The following is a 17,654-nucleotide window of genomic DNA, read 5'->3' as shown; positions in this document are numbered from 1 at the left end:
AATATTAAATACGTTTTTCTGTTTCTGTGCTGCAAAGTTAGAATGTTTCCTGGAAATTCCGCCTTTTTCTGGAGGGAAAAAACCATCTGTTTTATCTCTCTATATTCCCTTTCAGGCGAATGCTATAATCTTGCTATCATTCAGGGAGCAAGATATGAATCACCATGGTGTGCTGCGGTTAATCTCAGGAATAAAAAAGGGTATCGGGGTCAGTGGCCTGTTGTTGAGTATCACTCTGCTATTGGCGGGTTGTGATAACAGCAGTAGTAAAGAGGAGAGTAGCGCCCCGGCCACTACCACCACCCAGGCCACGGCGCTGCCCGCCAATGGCCCGTTGAGCCAACCCAAAGATGCCGCCACATTGGCCGCACTGGCAAAACGCCATGCCGGCCAGCCGCTCACCTTGCTCGATGCCTCTGAGCTGCAACTTGATGGGGCCAGCGCCATGGTGCTGACCTTCTCGCAACCGCTCGATCCCAATCAGGACTTTGCCGCGCAAGTGCATCTGGTGGATACCCTCAGTGGCACCATTGATGGCGCCTGGGAGCTATCAGATAACCTGATGGAGCTGCGCCTACGCCACCTCAAACCTGAGCGCAAACTGCTGCTCACGGTTGATAGCACACTAAAAGGGGTTGGCGGCGCGCAGCTTGGCGCACTACAACAGCAGCAAATCACCACCCGTGATAGCAAACCCAGTGTCGGTTTTGCCAGCAAAGGCTCCCTGCTACCGGGGAAACTGGCGCAGGGGCTGCCGGTGATGGCGCTGAATGTTGATAGTGTCGACGTTAACTTTTTCCGCATCAAGCCCGCCAGTCTGGCCAACTTCCTCGCCAGCTGGCAGTACCGCAGCGCGCTCTCTAACTGGGAGTCGGATGATCTGCTAAAAATGGCCGATTTAGTCTATAGCGGCCGTTTTGACCTCAATCCCGCCGCCAATACCCGTGAAAAACTGCTGCTGCCACTGGCTGATATCAAACCGCTGCAAGAGTCCGGCGTCTATCTGGCGGTGATGCAACAGGCGGGTCACTACAGCTATACCAATGCTGCCACCCTATTTACCCTCAGCGATATTGGCGTTTCCCTGCACAGCTACCATAACCGCATGGATGTTTTCACTCAGGCGCTGGCGGGTGGTGCCGCCTTGCAAGGGGTCTCGGTGCAGCTGCTGGATGATAAAGGGCAAGTGCTGGCGCAGGCGGAAACTGATGCTCAGGGCCATGCGCAGCTAGAGAAAAAGGCCAATGCCAAGCTGCTATTGGCCGCGCAAAATGGGCAGACCAGCCTGATTGATCTCAATGCGCCGGCGCTGGATCTGGCGGAGTTTGATATTGCCGGGCCAGAGGGCTTCCTAAAGCAGCTCTTTGTCTTTGGCCCGCGCAACCTGTATCGCCCCGGTGAAACCTTAATTGTCAATGGCTTACTGCGCGATGCCGATGGTAAGCCGCTGACCACCCAGCCGGTTAAAGTGGATATCCTCAAACCGGATAACCAGGTGGTGCGCAGCTTTGTTTGGCAGCCGCAAGCGGGATTGTATCAATACCAATACGCCATTCCTGCCGGCGGCCCGACGGGGGAGTGGTCGCTGCGCCTCAATCTGGGGGATAACCAGCCGCGTTTGTACAAATTCAAAGTGGAAGATTTCCTGCCAGAGCGCATGGCACTGGAGATAGCCGCCAGTAAAGCGCCGATCGCCACTGATAGTGAGGCTCACTTTGCGGTCACCGGGCGCTATCTCTATGGTGCGCCAGCATCTGGCAACCGCCTGCAAGGGCAGCTGTTCCTGCGCCCACAGCGGGAGGCGGTGGCGTCACTGCCCGGTTTTGAATTTGGTTCGATTACCGAAGAGAACCTCTCCCGCACGCTGGATGAGTTTGATACCACGCTAGACAGCGAGGGCAAAACTGACGTCGCGGTAGAGAACAGCTGGCAGAGTGCCCAATCGCCGCTGAAACTGATTTTACAGGCCAGCTTGCTGGAGTCCGGCGGTCGTCCGGTCACTCGCCGTGCTGAACAGGCGGTGTGGCCCGCCGAGGCGCTGGCGGGAATTCGCCCACTGTTCAATCAGCAGCAGGTTTATGATTACCGCAGTGACAGCTATAAATCGCAGCCGATGGTTGATCAGGACTCTCAGGCGGATTTTGAGATCCTCTATGCCACGGCGGATGGTGAGAAACAGGCGGTTAATGGCTTAAAAGTCAAACTGATACGCGAGCGCCGTGATAACTACTGGCAGTGGTCAGAAAGTGATGGCTGGCAGTCGCTGTTTGATAAAAAAGATCTCCAACTGGCGGAGCAAACCATCAATATTGCCGCCAACGGCAGCGCGAAAGTCAGCTTCCCGGTGGAGTGGGGCGCTTACCGCATTGAGGTGAGCAATCCGGATAACTCACAGGTCAGCAGCTCGCGCTTCTGGGCCGGCTACAGCTGGCAGGATAACACCGCAGGCAGCGGCGCAGTGCGCCCGGATCAGGTCAAATTGACACTGGATAAACCCGCCTATCGCCCCGGCGAAAAGGTGAAATTGCACATTGAAGCCCCCGCCGCCGGTAACGGCTATCTGCTGGTGGAGTCCAGTGACGGCCCACTGTGGTGGCAGCAGGTGACTATTGCGGCAGGTGGCACTGAGGTTGAGGTGCCGATTAACCCCGGCTGGAATCGCCATGATCTCTATCTCAGCGCGACGGTGATCCGCCCTGGTGATAAAACGCAGCAGGCGACGCCAAAACGGGCAATTGGTTTACTGCATCTGCCGCTGGTGGATGAAACCCGCAAACTGGCACTGCAACTGGATGCGCCAGCCCGTATTCGCCCCAATCAGACCTTAACTGTTAAAGTGAAAGCCAGCCGCAGCGGCGCGCCGCTACCTGAAAAAGTGCAGCTGCTGCTCTCTGCCGTCGACAGTGGGATTTTAAATATCACCGATTACGTCACGCCAGACCCATATGACGCCTTTTTGGGTCGCAAACGCTACAGCGCGGATCAATATGATGTTTATGGTCAGCTGATTGAGGGGCAGGGGCGGTTAGCCAGCTTGCGCTTTGGTGGTGATGGCGAAGAGGAGGATGCGCTCGCCCGTGGTGGTAAAAAACCGATTACCGAAGTGACCATTGTGGCGCAGCAAGCCCTACCTGTGACACTAAATGCGCAGGGTGAGGGCATAGTCGAGCTGGCTATTCCCGATTTTAACGGCGAACTGCGCCTGATGGCTCAGGCCTGGAGTGACGAAGAGTTCGGTAAAGCCGAGTCTAAAGTGGTGGTGGCCGCGCCACTGATTGCCCAACTGGCGACCCCACGCTTTCTGGCCGGTGGCGACACCACTGAGCTGGCGCTGGACTTAAGTAATCTATCCGGTCAACCGCAAACCCTCTCTCTCAACTGGCTCGCCAGCGAATTATTGGCGCTAAAAGGTGAATCGACTCAATCTGTTACCCTGGCAACCGGCGAGCGCAAAACGGTGTTGGTTCCGGTTCGCGCGCTGAACGGTTTCGGGCAGGGCGATATTGGTCTGACGATCAGCGGCATGGTGCTGCCGGGGGAGAAACTGCCGGATTATCAGCACCATTGGAAAATTGGCGTGCGGCCTGCTTATCCGGCTCAAACACGCCATTTCGCCAATGTGCTGCGCAGCGGCGAGAGCTGGAGTTTGCCGACGGAGGCGATGGCGGGATTGGTAGCTGAAACCTTGCAAGGGCAACTGCTGGTGACCAGCCGGCCACCGCTCAATTTGGCGCGTTATATCAGTGAGTTATACGCTTATCCCTATGGCTGTCTGGAGCAGACGGTGAGCGGCTTATATCCGTCGCTCTACAGCAACCATGGGCAGTTGACCGCGCTGGGTATCAAGGCGGATAGCGATGAAAAACGGCGTCAAACGATTGATGTCGGCATTGAGCATCTGCTTGGTATGCAGCGCTACAATGGCGGTTTTGGCTTATGGCGCAATGATAGCCCGGAGGAGTTCTGGCTGACCGCCTACGCCACTGACTTCCTCTATCGCGCCAGCCAGCAGGGCTACAGTGTGCCAGAGGCCGCGTTAACCGCCGCCAACAGCCGTTTGCAGCGCTACTTGCAAGATCCGAGTCAGATTGAAATTCGCTACAGCGAGCAGAGCAAACATACCCGTTTTGCCGTGCAGGCCTATGCCGGTTTAGTGCTGGCGCAGCAGCAACAGGCGTCGCTGGGGGCATTGCGCCAGCTGTATACCCGCAGTGATGATGCCCGCTCCGGCTTGCCGCTGGTGCAACTGGGGGTGGCGCTCAAACTGATGGGGGACATGCCGCGCGCCAAAGAGGCCATCACGCAAGGGCTGAATACCCCGCGCAGCGATAAAGATTACTGGCTGGAAGATTACGGCAGCTCACTGCGCGATGATGCCCTGATTTTGGCGCTACTCACCGACAACAACTTGCTACCAGAGGTGCGCGATAGCCGCTTGTTGGCGCTATCCGAGGCATTAGTTGGGCGCAATTATCTCTCCACCCAAGAGAGTAATGCGCTGTTCCTCGCCGGGCGCACGCTGATAAGTGGCGCTGAAATGCCGTGGCAACTGGCGATTGCGCCATCGGCTGAGTTACTCGCCGAGCGCGCGACCTTAACGCAGAGCACGGCGCTGAACCAAAATTGGTCGGCACAGCAATTGGCCGGTGGGATGCAACTGCAAAATCGTGGCGATACACCGCTCTATAGCCGCGTCGATCTGGTGGGCTATCCACAACAAACGCCAGCGCCATTTAGCCGTAATCTGCATATCAGCCGCAGTTATATCGGGCTTGATGGCAAGCCGTTGCAGCTATCCCAACTGAAAAGTGGTGAGCTGGTGCTGGTGCATCTGGATGTGTGGGCGGATCAGCGGGTGCCGGATGCACTGGTGGTGGATCTACTGCCCGCCGGCCTGGAGCTGGAGAACCAGAATCTGGGCGACAGCAGTGCCACTCTGGGCGAGAGCGCCAATAGCGTGACCGAGCTACTGCAGGATATGCAGCAGTCAGATATCAAGCATCAGGAGTTCCGCGATGACCGCTATGTGGCGGCAGTCAGTGTTGACGGCTATCGCCACACCACGCTGCTCTATCTGGCACGCGCCGTCACACCGGGCATCTATCAGGTGCCAGCACCACAGGTGGAGTCAATGTATGTGCCGGATTGGCGGGCGCTAGGGGTCACACCGATGCAACTTGAAATTGTTAAGTGAATACTTACTCCCCTTTGCTGGCGGTTAGTTGCAGCAAAGGGGGGTAAAGGCTATTGATGCGAACCACTCTTTTTTCCCGCTATCGCCGCCTGTGGTGGGCGCTGGCTATCATTGTCATATTGCTCCCGGCCACACTGTGGCTGGCGGATAAGCTCTGGCCGCTCCCCTTGGCGCAAGTTCAGGTCGCCCGGGTGGTGGTGGCTGAAGATGGCACGCCACTATGGCGTTTTGCCGATGCCGACGGGGTATGGCGTTATCCGGTGACCCTGCAACAGGTCTCACCTTACTACCTGCAAGCCCTGCTCACTTTCGAAGACCGCTGGTTTTACCGCCACCCCGGTGTTAATCCACTGGCGTTGGCCCGTGCCGCCTGGCAGGATCTGCGGGCGGGTAAAATCCTCTCTGGTGGCAGCACGCTATCAATGCAGGTTGCCCGCCTGATCGAGCCACATCCCCGCACCTTAACCGGAAAATTACGCCAAATTTGGCGCACCTTGCAGCTGGAGTGGCATTTTTCCAAAGATCAAATTCTGGAGCTTTACCTTAATCGCGCCCCATTTGGCGGCACCCTGCAAGGTATCGGGGCCGCCAGTTGGACCTATCTGGGTAAAGCGCCGGCCCAACTGACACCGGCAGAAGCGGCACTGTTGGCCGCCCTGCCACAGGCCCCAAGCCGATTGCGGCCAGATCGCTACCCGCTGCGGGCTAAAGCGGCGCGGGATAAAGTCTTAACCCGGCTGGCTGATTATCAGGTCTGGACGCCAGCAGAGGTGGCTGATATCAAACAAGAAGATATCTGGCTGGCACCACGTCAGGTGCCGCAACTCGCGCCACTGCTGGCCCGCCGCTTAACCCTGGGCAATCAGCGGGAAGTGATCCAAACCACTCTGGATGCTGCGCTACAGCGGCAATTGGAGGATATGGCGGCCAGTTGGCGGCATCAACTGCCGGAGAAAACCTCACTGGGGCTGCTGGTGGTCGATCACACCACCATGAATGTGCGCGCTTACCTCGGCTCGGTGGATTTTCAGGATGATAGCCGCTTCGGCCATGTGGATATGGTCAGCGCCTGGCGCTCACCGGGTTCAACACTCAAACCTTTTCTGTATGCCATGGCGCTGGATGATGGCCTGATCCATGCTGAGTCACTGCTGCAAGATGTGCCGCGCCGCTTCGGTGATTACCGCCCCGGTAATTTTGATAGCGGATTCCATGGCCCGGTCAGTGCCAGCGAAGCGCTGGTGCGCTCACTGAATTTACCGGCGGTGCAGCTGTTGGAAGCTTATGGCCCGAAACGTTTTACCGCCAATTTGCGCAATGGCGGCCTGAATTTACGTTTTCCGCCGCACAGCGCACCGAGTTTGGCGGTGATCCTCGGCGGGGCTGGCTCACGACTGGATCAGCTGGTGGCCGCCTATAGCGCCTTCGCCCGTGGTGGCATGGCGGCGACACTACGTTTTGAGCCGCAACAGCAGATACAGGAGCGGCGGCTCTTCTCACCTGGTGCCGCGTGGATTATCCGGCGCATACTGGCCGGTGAGGCCAGACCACTGCCGGACGATACTCTGCCGGCAACGGTGCCATTGGCGTGGAAAACCGGCACCAGCTATGGCTACCGTGATGCCTGGGCAGTGGGTATCAATGCCCGTTATACCATCGGCGTGTGGGTTGGGCGGCCAGATGGCACACCGGTCGCCGGACAATTTGGCTATGCCACCGCTATCCCCATACTCAATCAGGTCAATAACTTGCTGATGACAGGACTGCCAGCCGCTGGCCGCCAGTTACCGCGTGATCCGCGGCCCGCGTCAGTCAGCCGGGCAGAGATCTGTTGGCCAGGTGGGCAACCGCTCGCCGCTGGCGACAGCAACTGCCGGCAGCGACGCCAAAGCTGGGTGCTCGACGGCACCTTACCACCCACCTTGACCGCTGTCGGCCAGGAAAATAGGCAAGGCAGCTTGCTCACTCTGTGGCTAAATCCACAGGGCCAGCGGGTGGCGGCTGATTGCCCGGAAGCGGTGCCGCGCCAGTTAATATTATGGCCGCTACCACTCGAACCCTGGTTACCGATTGCCGAGCGGCGTAGCCAACGATTACCGACCGCCAGCACACAATGTCCTCCCCAAGCTGGGGGAGATACGGTGCCACTACTGATTTTAGGCATACGTGATGGTGCCATCGTCAAACGTTTACCCGGCCATGCTAGTCTCGATCTGCGTTTGGCGGCGCAGGGGGGGCGTGGACAACACTGGTGGTTCCTCAATGGGGAGCAGGTGGCGATGACGGAGAATAACCAGTCATGGCTCCAGACCTTATCAGCGCCTGGTGTCTATCAACTCAATGTATTGGATGAAAGTGGATTAGTGAGTAATTTACTGTTTCGGGTGGAATAGACTTCATTACCTTCTTCAATTAATCAGAATGCATTGTTTTATTATAACTAATTACCAAATCACTCTTCTTGTAATAAAAAAAGAAATATGAATTTTTAGATTATTCGCTAGAGTAATTAATCTGTCGCTGAGTGTTTACCCTGCACTTTATAATTCATATGAGTTAGCCGCGAGGAGAGTTGGCATGATAAAAAATAATCGCGTTCTCTTATTTGTTTCAATGCTTTTAATATTAAATTGTGATGTTATGGCAGAACAACCCAAAGTTTGCTTTTATGCCAATGAGTCTTATGTTGGGGAGAGTTTTTGTGCTGAAGAGGGTTTTTTTTCCCATTCACTTTTTCCTCAATGGAATGATAGAATTTCATCTGTCAAAGTTCCTCATGGTATGGTCGTCACTCTCTATGAACATGTGGATTTCTCTGGTCACTCATTCACCCTGAACCGTGATACCGATTTATTACACTCTCAAAACCTTCGATGGTTTAATGATAAAACAAGTTCATTAAGAGTAAAAGATGCAGTGTGTCTTTATGAGAGTGATAATTTTATTGGTGATGCAATTTGTTTATCTGAAGGTAAGCAGATTGATCTATATAGTCACGATAAGATTAAGGGTCCCCACACGCTATTGAATTCACTTAATGACCAAATAAACTCCATAACAGTACCAAGAGGTATGCAAGTTACTGTTTATAAAAATGATAACTACAGTGGAGATGAATTTACCTTAACGGAAACTTACTCGTTTGATGACCTGAAAGATATAGGAATGGATAATCACATAAGCAGTCTCAAGGCCTATCAAGATAATAATTTTCTTTGTGACCACTCTTGCGCGATAAAAAAATATATGACACTGCCGATTAGGCAGGTTTTTGGGGATTATTGGATTGATGAAAAAATAGGATCAAAGCAGATGCTCCTTAGCTTCAAGTTAACTGGCAATGATGATTTCCTTATATTTATCACTGATGGCGGGTTAATTAAAGTTGGAAATAAGAAAATATACATTATTTATGACAGGTTAGATAATGCAGCTTATTTTGATCTGAACGATGAAAGTGAAAGTTTGTCAATGTTAGCACGCTTTAATGGTGGATATTTTGAGGTGCAGTTTATTGAATCTATGGGAACTCAGCCCACCTTTTACACCCCGCTTATTGGATATCTATTTGATCCCTTGGATGTTAATATAAATTTTTTTCTGGTAAACGCGAATACGAATGAAAATAGATCAATTATAATTGATAAAATCGTGATGACAGCAGAGAAGGTTTATAGCAGAAAGATACGAGATATCAGCGGAGCCGTTGCTTGTTGGTCCATACCCCTGCTTAATATTTATAATTATATTGTGCAGGGGCATTGCAACCAAGCAGATCGTTTTGTATCAAGTGCCTCTGATTTTTTTAGCGGTGGTCACGATAAGATATTGCAAGTTTTTGGCTCATCTAAGCCGCTGCCTAAAATAAGTGCCAATGAGCCTCTTCTTTTTGCAGATAGCGAGTTGACCCCCTCTTCAAAGATTGAAGCCACATTGACTCATGTCAATACCTCTATGGATAAAAAATCACTGACAATTCCGGCCACGGCTTTGGCCTGTCAAGTATCGATGAAGGAGCAATTACTCCCACATATCCGTTCTCGGCGTGACCTTAATCCTTGTATTCACTGGACCCTTAATATTATGACGGATTTTACGTTACTGTTTGGTGGCACTCTCACCAGTTGGAATAATGAAATTTTTGGTCAAGTAATTGCGCGAATTCTTCAGGAGGGAAATACCGGTTATGCAGTCTCTGATGTTGATACCGAAACACGTTTAATTAATAATGTTAGGGAGTATATCGCTGCAGATGAACATCATGAACAGCTCCACTTAAAAACAGCCTTCGACTTTTCTCAACTCGGTTATGCCACCTATTTGTACTTCAATAATCAAAATGATCCGGTTGTCTCCCCACAGAATACCCAAACTTTATCCTTGGGTCGTTATGAATTGGCATTGGAAACCTTTAATTATGTAGAGACCATACCCAGAATACATCAAAATGGCTACTGGGTTGAATATGCTAATTCTCATTTTGAGATTGAAATTATTACTGGCGCACCTGAAAAGACACTGGCTGCCCGGCAACGGGTTATTCCTACGATAAGCGAGTGGCGGCGATTATATAAGCAGGAAAAGCCATCTGAAGGGGGAATTGCCTCAAAGGATGTTGATGAAAAAACACATAGTGAAGGAGCTACCAGTGCGCAGGCCAATATAGACGGGGCTATTTCTGCATCACATATTGTCAGTGATGTTGTTGATAGTTGGTTAAGAACCAGTCGTGAGGATTATGTTTATGTCATCGTTCGTCTGGCAGGACGAATAGTGAGTATTACTTTGGCTGTTGATATTAATGAAACTGATGTGGGTATTGCTGGCTCATTAACCGATCCTGCTTATGTACTGCATCCTGCATCTGAAGGGACAATACGGGGCGGGGGAACGGCAGCGATTAGAGGCCTGGCCAGATATGCGGCTAGTATAGGGAGGCGGACTTTAGTTTCAGAGGTGATTAGCCAACCCTCAGCGATTGTAAAGAAAAAAGTTGGATTTACCTATACAAAGGAGCTTTAAATAGGGTTGAGACGTTTGAGATTATCAGGATGATTTATATGTAAAATGTGAGTTGTGCATAAAAATGAGTAATTAGGATAAATTATTTTTAATAAAATGTTGTGATTCCCGTATGCAATCGCTGATAGCGAACATATAATCGGCGGCCACCTATACAGGTCGGTAACATTGAGTGTTCAGGCGCTGCCTGTCAGCCAAGCTTACCCCCTTATTTAAGGCTGTTAGGGGCGGTTCCGAGTCCGGTCAATATTAGAAATCCAATAGAGGTTATCATGGCTTTAGAACGTACTTTCTCCATCATCAAACCAAATGCTGTTGCCAATAACGACATCGGTGCTATCTACGCGCGTTTTGAAAGTGCTGGTTTCAAAATTATTGCTGCAAAAATGCTGCACCTGACCAAAGAACAGGCTGAAGGTTTTTACGCTGAACATAAAGGCCGCCCATTCTTTGATGGTTTGGTTGAATTTATGACCTCTGGCCCGATCATGGTTCAGGTTCTTGAAGGCGAAAATGCGGTTCAGCGCCACCGTGATATCATGGGCGCAACTAATCCAGAAAACGCACTGGCCGGCACACTGCGTGCTGATTTTGCCGACAGCTTCACCGCGAACGCCGTACACGGCTCTGATGCGGTTGAATCTGCTCAGCGTGAAATCGCTTATTTTTTCGCTGCGGATGAGATTTTTCCCCGTAGCTAATTAATTGATCCAGTTTGGGAATGGCTGATATTTAACTAACGGATACAATAAAGTTGGTCGAGCGCCTTTCCAATTATGGAATCCACGCCCTAAAATTTGTACAATGCCGCGCCCCGGTGGAGACATCTCTCCTGGGGCGTTTTATTATTTATTCATCTATTATTTATCATCGCCGTTTCTGAAGCCGTACCCGGTTTAAAGCACAGCGCCGTAAAGTGTAACAACGAGGCCACGACAATTTATGTCTGAACAATTATTAACTGCATCAACACCAATTGATGCTGCTCCTCAACCTGACAATGTGGTGGAAACCACCACCTCCGTCACTGGCAAAATTAATCTGCTCGATTTAAATCGCCAACAAATGCGCGAATTTTTTGCCCAAATGGGTGAGAAACCTTTCCGGGCAGATCAGGTCATGAAGTGGATGTATCACTACTGCTACGACGATTTCGAGCAAATGACCGATATCAACAAAGCGCTGCGCGCTAAGTTACAGCGCGTGGCAGAGATTCGCGCCCCTGAAGTGGCACAAGAGCAGCGCTCTGCGGATGGCACCATTAAGTGGGCCATCACCGTGGGTGATCAGCAAGTTGAAACCGTGTATATCCCGGAAGCCGACCGCGCCACGCTGTGTGTCTCATCACAGGTAGGCTGTGCGTTGGAGTGTAAATTCTGCTCTACGGCGCAGCAGGGCTTTAACCGCAACCTGCGGGTATCCGAAATTATTGGCCAGGTATGGCGCGCGGCGAAAATTATCGGCTCATTAAAATCAACTGGCACACGGCCTATCACCAACGTGGTGATGATGGGCATGGGTGAACCCCTGCTGAACCTAAATAATGTTGTGCCCGCCATGGATATCATGCTGGATGACTTTGGTTTCGGTCTGTCCAAACGCCGCGTGACCCTATCCACCTCGGGTGTGGTGCCGGCGCTGGATAAGCTGGGTGATATGATTGACGTTGCACTGGCCATCTCATTACATGCGCCGACTGATGATATTCGCAATGAAATCGTACCAATCAATCGCAAATACAATATTGAAACCTTCCTGGCCGCGGTACGCCGTTACCTGGATAAATCCAAAGCGAATGGCGGGCGGGTTACTGTTGAGTACGTTATGCTGGATCACATTAATGACAGCGTGGAACAAGCTCATCAACTGGCTGAATGTTTAAAAGACACACCATGCAAGATTAACCTGATTCCATGGAACCCGTTCCCCGGTGCACCATATGGCCGTAGCTCAAACAGCCGAGTGGATCGTTTCTCTAAGGTGTTGATGGAGTATGGGTTTACCACCATTGTGCGTAAGACGCGCGGTGATGATATTGATGCCGCATGTGGTCAATTAGCCGGAGAAGTGATTGATCGCACCAAGCGCACCTTGAAAAAGAGAATGGCGGGTGAACCAATTGCCATTAAGACAGTCTGATTGATAAGATTGCCTGAAGACAGGTAACTAACTGTTATTTAACTTATAATTTGTAGCGTGCTCAATGCTGAAAAAGTTATTCAAATCTCAGTAATGGGAATAACATGAGTGCCTGATTCCGGCACTCATCTTCACACATAAGGACAATTGAGAAAGCATGAAGCTGACAAGACTGTGGAGAGTTTGCCTGCTAGCAATAATACTGACTGGCTGTTCTGGTTCGTCGCCAGAAAAAACCAATCAGCCAGCGGCAGGGCAGACGCGCTTACAACTGGGTTTAGAGTATTTGGCGCAAGGTGACCTTAATGCTGCGCGACAGAATCTTGAGAAGGCTGTAGAGGCGGATCCGCAGGATTATCGTGCTCAATTGGGCATGGCATTTTATGAGCAACGTATCGGTGAAAACAGTGCCGCAGAGCAGCGTTATCAACATGCGATGAAACTGGCACCTGGAAATGGCACTGTACTGAATAATTACGGTGCGTTTCTGTGTAGTTTAGGGCAGTATGTATCGGCCCAACAACAGTTTAGCGCAGCAGCGCTGTTACCTGATTACGGCCAGGTGGCAGATAGTCTGGAAAACGCCGGATATTGCTTTTTACGGGCCAATCAAAATGATCAGGCTCGGCTATTGTTGAGTCGGGCATTGAAGTACGATCCAGATAAAGGTGAGCCGCTGCTCGCAGAAGCTCAACGGCATTTTGGTGAAGGGAATCGTGCTCAGGCGCAACTACTACTGGATATTTACCAACATACGCTACCAGCCAGTGCTGAAAGTTTATGGTTACAAATTCGTTTCGCCGCGCTAGCAGGCCGTCAAGATAGTGTTCAACGCTATGGCAAGCAGCTTGCGCGAAGTTTTCCACAATCCAAACAGTACCAGCATTTTCTAGCTAATGAATACTGAAGCCTCCCAAGATCAAACTGTTCCAGAGACGACAGGTGAGCGCCTGCGTCAAGCACGTGAAGCACTAGGGCTAACTCAGCAGACGGTTGCAGAACGTCTGTGTCTGAAAGTATCCACAATCCGTGATCTTGAGGAGGATAAAGCACAAGCTAATCTCGCCTCAACATTCCACCGTGGTTACATTCGTTCTTACGCCAAACTAGTTCACCTTCCAGAAGATGAACTGCTACCCATGCTAGAAAAACAAGCGCCAGTCAGAGCGGCGAAGGTTGCCCCAATGCAGAGTTTCTCATTGGGCAAAAAGCATAAAAAACGCGATGGCTGGTTGATGACATTCACCTGGCTTATTGTGTTGGTTGTGCTGGGGCTGACCGGGGCATGGTGGTGGCAAAATCATCAGGCGCAGCAAGCAGAAATAGCCACCATGGCTGATCAATCCTCTGCTCAACTGTCGCAAAATGGCGGGCAATCTGTGCCGCTGACTGATGATAATAGCGATCCTGCACCATCTTCGGATGCTCAGGCTCCGGTTACCAACACTACACCAACAGCAAATGGTACCGCCCCTGTCACTGACAGTGCGGCACCAGCCGATACGGCAAATAGCCGTGTCGGGACCACCACCCAGGGAACGACGCCGGCGGAGTCAGTGGTCGTCTCCCCAAGTCAGGCTCCGTTGCCTGATGTTTCTACCACACAACCACCATTGCCGACTGCAGACGCTGGGGTGAATGGTGCGGCATCAACTGCGGGTTCATTGGTCATGAACTTCACAGCTGATTGCTGGTTACAGGTTGTTGACGCGAGTGGAAAAACGCTGTTTAGCGGTATCCAGAAAGGGGGGGCTACCCTCAATCTATCGGGTAAATCGCCCTATAAGCTAACCATTGGTGCGCCGGGTGCACTGACGATCACTTATCAGGGTAATCCAGTAGATTTAACTAAGTTTATTAAGGCTAATCGCGTAGCCCGCCTGACTGTCGGTGTAGAGTAATATTGTGGTCTTGAGAAACTATAAGGTGGTGCAGATAGGTAACCACCATAGTTTTGATAGAGTGCTCTGTTGTATAACCTACACGACTGTAAAGGAGAGTGTGTAATGCATAACGAATCCCCCATTATCCGCCGTAAATCTACCCGAATTTACGTCGGTAAAGTGCCTATTGGTGATGGTGCACCGATTACAGTGCAATCAATGACCAATACCAAAACCACGGATGTTGATGCCACAGTTGCCCAAATCAGGGCATTGGAACGTGTTGGCGTGGATATCGTACGTGTCTCGGTGCCGACGATGGATGCGGCTGAAGCATTTAAGTTGATCAAACAGCAGTCGAATGTACCGCTGGTTGCCGATATTCACTTTGACTACCGGATTGCCCTTAAAGTCGCTGAATATGGTGTTGATTGCTTACGAATTAACCCCGGCAATATTGGTAACGAATCCCGTATTCGGGAGGTGGTTGCCAGTGCCCGCGATCACAATATCCCTATCCGTATTGGTATTAATGGTGGTTCGCTGGAGAAAGATATTCAGGAGAAATATGGTGAACCTACGCCGGAAGCCCTGCTTGAATCCGCGATGCGTCATGTCGATATTCTCGATCGCCTCAATTTCGACCAGTTTAAGGTCAGTGTTAAAGCCTCCGATGTTTTTCTGGCGGTAAACTCCTACCGCCTGTTAGCCAAACAAATTAATAATCCTCTGCATTTAGGGATCACTGAGGCCGGTGGTGCGCGCAGTGGCTCAGTAAAATCGGCCATTGGGCTGGGTTTGCTGCTGTCAGAGGGTATCGGCGACACCCTGCGTATTTCGTTAGCTGCGGACCCCGTTGAGGAAGTTAAAGTCGGCTTCGATATCCTTAAATCTCTGCGGATACGTGCGCGCGGGATTAACTTTATCGCCTGTCCAACCTGCTCCCGTCAGGAATTTGATGTTATCGGTACAGTGAATGCGTTGGAACAACGGCTTGAAGATCTGATTACGCCGATGGATGTTTCTATCATTGGTTGTGTGGTCAATGGGCCGGGTGAGGCATTGGTATCGACCATTGGTGTGACTGGTGCACGTAACCAAAGTGGTTTCTACGAAGATGGTGTTCGTCAGAGAGAGCGCTTTGATAACAAAAACATGATTGATCAGTTGGAAGCGAAGATTCGTGCCAAAGCATCAATGCTTGATGCCAATAACCGAATTACTATCAATCTGCTGGATGATAAATAGGTCGTTGGGTGCAGATAGGTGCTGCTGGTAGTGTGTTATTAGCCAGTATGCATGCCAACCAACATGAAAAGTGGATAGCGCCCACTTTATATTGCATATTGCGCTTGTAGAGGTAACAAATTGCCGCCATTGAATAAGTGGATGGCAAACCTCTATAATCGACTTTATTTTTTGCACTATGCCCAAGCTCGCGGGAGTGGCTGCTGATAGCGTTGCTACTTCCCGTTAGATGGGGATAAAACTACAGAGAACAGATGTGGCAAAGAACATTCAAGCCATCCGTGGTATGAACGACTACCTGCCGGCCGACACGGCGATATGGCAGCGTATTGAAAGCATCTTGAAGCAAGTGCTTGCAGGCTACGGCTACAGCGAAATTCGTATGCCGATTGTAGAGCAGACCCCGTTATTCAAACGCGCTATTGGTGAAGTCACCGACGTGGTTGAAAAAGAGATGTATACCTTTGACGATCGCAATGGCGAAAGTCTGACACTGCGCCCGGAAGGCACCGCAGGGTGCGTACGTGCCGGTATTGAACATGGTCTGCTGTACAATCAGGAGCAGCGTCTGTGGTACATCGGCCCGATGTTCCGCTATGAGCGCCCCCAGAAAGGCCGCTATCGTCAGTTCCACCAGTTGGGTGCCGAAGTTTTCGGCCTGCAAGGGCCAGATATTGACGCCGAATTGATTCTGCTAACTGCCCGTTGGTGGCGTGCTTTGGGGATCTCAGAGCACGTGCAGCTTGAGTTGAACTCCATTGGGTCATTGGATGCTCGCGCTGATTACCGTGAAGCACTGGTGACGTTCCTGGAACAGCATGTTGAGGTGCTGGACGAAGATTGTAAGCGCCGCATGTATAGCAACCCGTTACGGGTACTGGACTCCAAAAATCCCGATGTTCAACAGTTGCTTAATGATGCACCTAAGCTATCTGATTACCTGGATGAAGAGTCAAAACAACATTTTGCAGGTCTGTGTGAACTTTTGGACCAAGCCAGCATCCCATATACCGTTAATGAGCGTTTAGTTCGTGGCCTGGATTATTACAACCGCACGGTATTTGAGTGGGTGACCAACAGTTTAGGCGCACAAGGCACCGTTTGTGCCGGTGGGCGTTATGACGGCTTGGTCGAGCAATTAGGTGGTCGTGCAACGCCGGCTGTTGGTTTCGCGATGGGGCTGGAGCGTCTGGTCCTATTGGTGCAGGCAGTCAATGCTGATTTCCAGGTACCGGCGACCGTTGACGTTTATGTCATCTCGTCAGGTCAAAATACGCAAAGCGCCGCGATGCTACTCGCCGAAAGCTTGCGTGATGCCATGCCAACACTGAAATTAATGACCAATTACGGCGGTGGCAATGTCAAAAAGCAATTTACCCGCGCTGATAAGTGGGGGGCTAGTGTGGCATTAATGCTTGGCGAAAGCGAAGTGGCTGCAGATCAAGTGGTCGTCAAAGATTTGCGAAATGGTGAACAAGAAACGCTGGCGCAAGCGGATGTTGCTGCGCGTCTGGCTTTGATGTTGGGTTAAGGAGAGAGACACCGTGGAAGTCTATACCACTGATAATGACCAGGTTGATGCAGTGCGCCGCTTCTTTAGCGAGAATGGTAAAGCGCTGGCCGTGGGTGTGGTGCTCGGGATTGCTGCATTAGTGGGTTGGCGTTACTGGCAGAGTCATCAGAATAGTGCCATGACGGAGGCCTCCACTGCCTATCAGCAAGCTAGTGATGCTTTGTCAGCTAACAGTGCTGATGGTGTTGCGCTTGCTGAAAAATTTGTTCAGGGCAATAAAAATAACTATGGCGTACTTGCCGGGTTAGAGCTGGCGCATCATTTCGTTGAGCAAAACGAGTTTGATAAAGCAGCACAGCAGCTGACTCAAGCGCTGGGCCAGACAAAAGATGAAAACCTGCTGTCACTGATTAATCTGCGTCTCGCTCGTTTGCAACTGCAATTGAAAAAACCAGACGAAGCATTGAAAACACTGGATGCAGTGCAAGGTGATGGCTGGACAGCGATGGCGCAAGATGTCCGTGGTGATGCGTTATTAAGCAAAGGTGACATCTCAGGTGCGCGTGCCGCTTACAGTAAAGGCGTCGAATCCAATGCTTCTCAGGCGCTGCAAGCTCTGCTGCGCATGAAATTGAATAATTTGTCCAGCTAAGGG

The 17,654-nt window shown here is 51.2% G+C and carries 10 protein-coding genes; all 10 read left to right on the top strand.

Going from position 1 to position 17,654, the window contains the following annotated elements; genetic code table 11:
- Positions 1–154: 154 nt before the first annotated feature.
- The 10 genes from HRK25_RS00820 to HRK25_RS00775 all read left to right on the top strand — a co-directional run bounded on the left by HRK25_RS00820 (position 155) and on the right by HRK25_RS00775 (position 17,651).
- Positions 155–5,194: an alpha-2-macroglobulin family protein gene (locus HRK25_RS00820; protein ID WP_099460507.1), complete on the top strand. Its 5,040-nt coding sequence runs from the start codon at positions 155–157 to the stop codon at positions 5,192–5,194.
- Positions 5,195–5,250: 56 nt separating this feature from the next.
- On the top strand, positions 5,251–7,587 hold the full coding sequence (gene pbpC, locus HRK25_RS00815; RefSeq protein ID WP_005276947.1) for a peptidoglycan glycosyltransferase PbpC: 2,337 nt from the start codon (positions 5,251–5,253) through the stop codon (positions 7,585–7,587).
- A gap of 184 nt (positions 7,588–7,771) precedes the next feature.
- Complete coding sequence (locus HRK25_RS00810) at positions 7,772–10,216, top strand: beta/gamma crystallin-related protein (protein ID WP_099460508.1); 2,445 nt, start codon at positions 7,772–7,774, stop codon at positions 10,214–10,216.
- A 272-nt stretch (positions 10,217–10,488) separates the two neighbouring features.
- Positions 10,489–10,917: a nucleoside-diphosphate kinase gene (gene ndk / locus HRK25_RS00805; protein WP_005276952.1), complete on the top strand. Its 429-nt coding sequence runs from the start codon at positions 10,489–10,491 to the stop codon at positions 10,915–10,917.
- A 241-nt stretch (positions 10,918–11,158) separates the two neighbouring features.
- Positions 11,159–12,355: a dual-specificity RNA methyltransferase RlmN gene (rlmN, locus tag HRK25_RS00800; protein WP_005276953.1), complete on the top strand. Its 1,197-nt coding sequence runs from the start codon at positions 11,159–11,161 to the stop codon at positions 12,353–12,355.
- Between the two features lie 157 nt (positions 12,356–12,512).
- Positions 12,513–13,262: a type IV pilus biogenesis/stability protein PilW gene (gene pilW / locus HRK25_RS00795; RefSeq protein ID WP_005276955.1), complete on the top strand. Its 750-nt coding sequence runs from the start codon at positions 12,513–12,515 to the stop codon at positions 13,260–13,262.
- On the top strand, positions 13,252–14,256 hold the full coding sequence (gene rodZ, locus HRK25_RS00790) for a cytoskeleton protein RodZ (protein ID WP_032898464.1): 1,005 nt from the start codon (positions 13,252–13,254) through the stop codon (positions 14,254–14,256). Before pilW ends, rodZ begins: the two co-directional genes overlap by 11 nt.
- Positions 14,257–14,361: 105 nt before the next feature.
- On the top strand, positions 14,362–15,486 hold the full coding sequence (gene ispG / locus HRK25_RS00785) for a flavodoxin-dependent (E)-4-hydroxy-3-methylbut-2-enyl-diphosphate synthase (protein WP_005276959.1): 1,125 nt from the start codon (positions 14,362–14,364) through the stop codon (positions 15,484–15,486).
- 256 nt (positions 15,487–15,742) lie between these two features.
- Complete coding sequence (hisS, locus tag HRK25_RS00780; protein ID WP_032898465.1) at positions 15,743–17,017, top strand: histidine--tRNA ligase; 1,275 nt, start codon at positions 15,743–15,745, stop codon at positions 17,015–17,017.
- 13 nt (positions 17,018–17,030) lie between these two features.
- A complete protein-coding gene (locus tag HRK25_RS00775) occupies positions 17,031–17,651 on the top strand; it encodes a YfgM family protein (RefSeq protein ID WP_005276962.1) in 621 nt (206 codons plus the stop codon).
- Positions 17,652–17,654: the final 3 nt, after the last annotated feature.

The organism is Yersinia bercovieri ATCC 43970, from assembly GCF_013282745.1.
Lineage (GTDB): Bacteria > Pseudomonadota > Gammaproteobacteria > Enterobacterales > Enterobacteriaceae > Yersinia > Yersinia bercovieri.
This window is presented reverse-complemented; position numbering and strand designations above follow the sequence as displayed.

Coding starts and splice junctions, on each gene's coding strand:
- rlmN (WP_005276953.1), top strand. CDS start 11,159: ATGTCTGAACAATTATTAACTGCATCAACACCAATTGATGCTGCTCCT.
- HRK25_RS00810 (WP_099460508.1), top strand. CDS start 7,772: ATGATAAAAAATAATCGCGTTCTCTTATTTGTTTCAATGCTTTTAATA.
- rodZ (WP_032898464.1), top strand. CDS start 13,252: ATGAATACTGAAGCCTCCCAAGATCAAACTGTTCCAGAGACGACAGGT.
- ndk (WP_005276952.1), top strand. CDS start 10,489: ATGGCTTTAGAACGTACTTTCTCCATCATCAAACCAAATGCTGTTGCC.
- pilW (WP_005276955.1), top strand. CDS start 12,513: ATGAAGCTGACAAGACTGTGGAGAGTTTGCCTGCTAGCAATAATACTG.
- pbpC (WP_005276947.1), top strand. CDS start 5,251: ATGCGAACCACTCTTTTTTCCCGCTATCGCCGCCTGTGGTGGGCGCTG.
- HRK25_RS00820 (WP_099460507.1), top strand. CDS start 155: ATGAATCACCATGGTGTGCTGCGGTTAATCTCAGGAATAAAAAAGGGT.
- ispG (WP_005276959.1), top strand. CDS start 14,362: ATGCATAACGAATCCCCCATTATCCGCCGTAAATCTACCCGAATTTAC.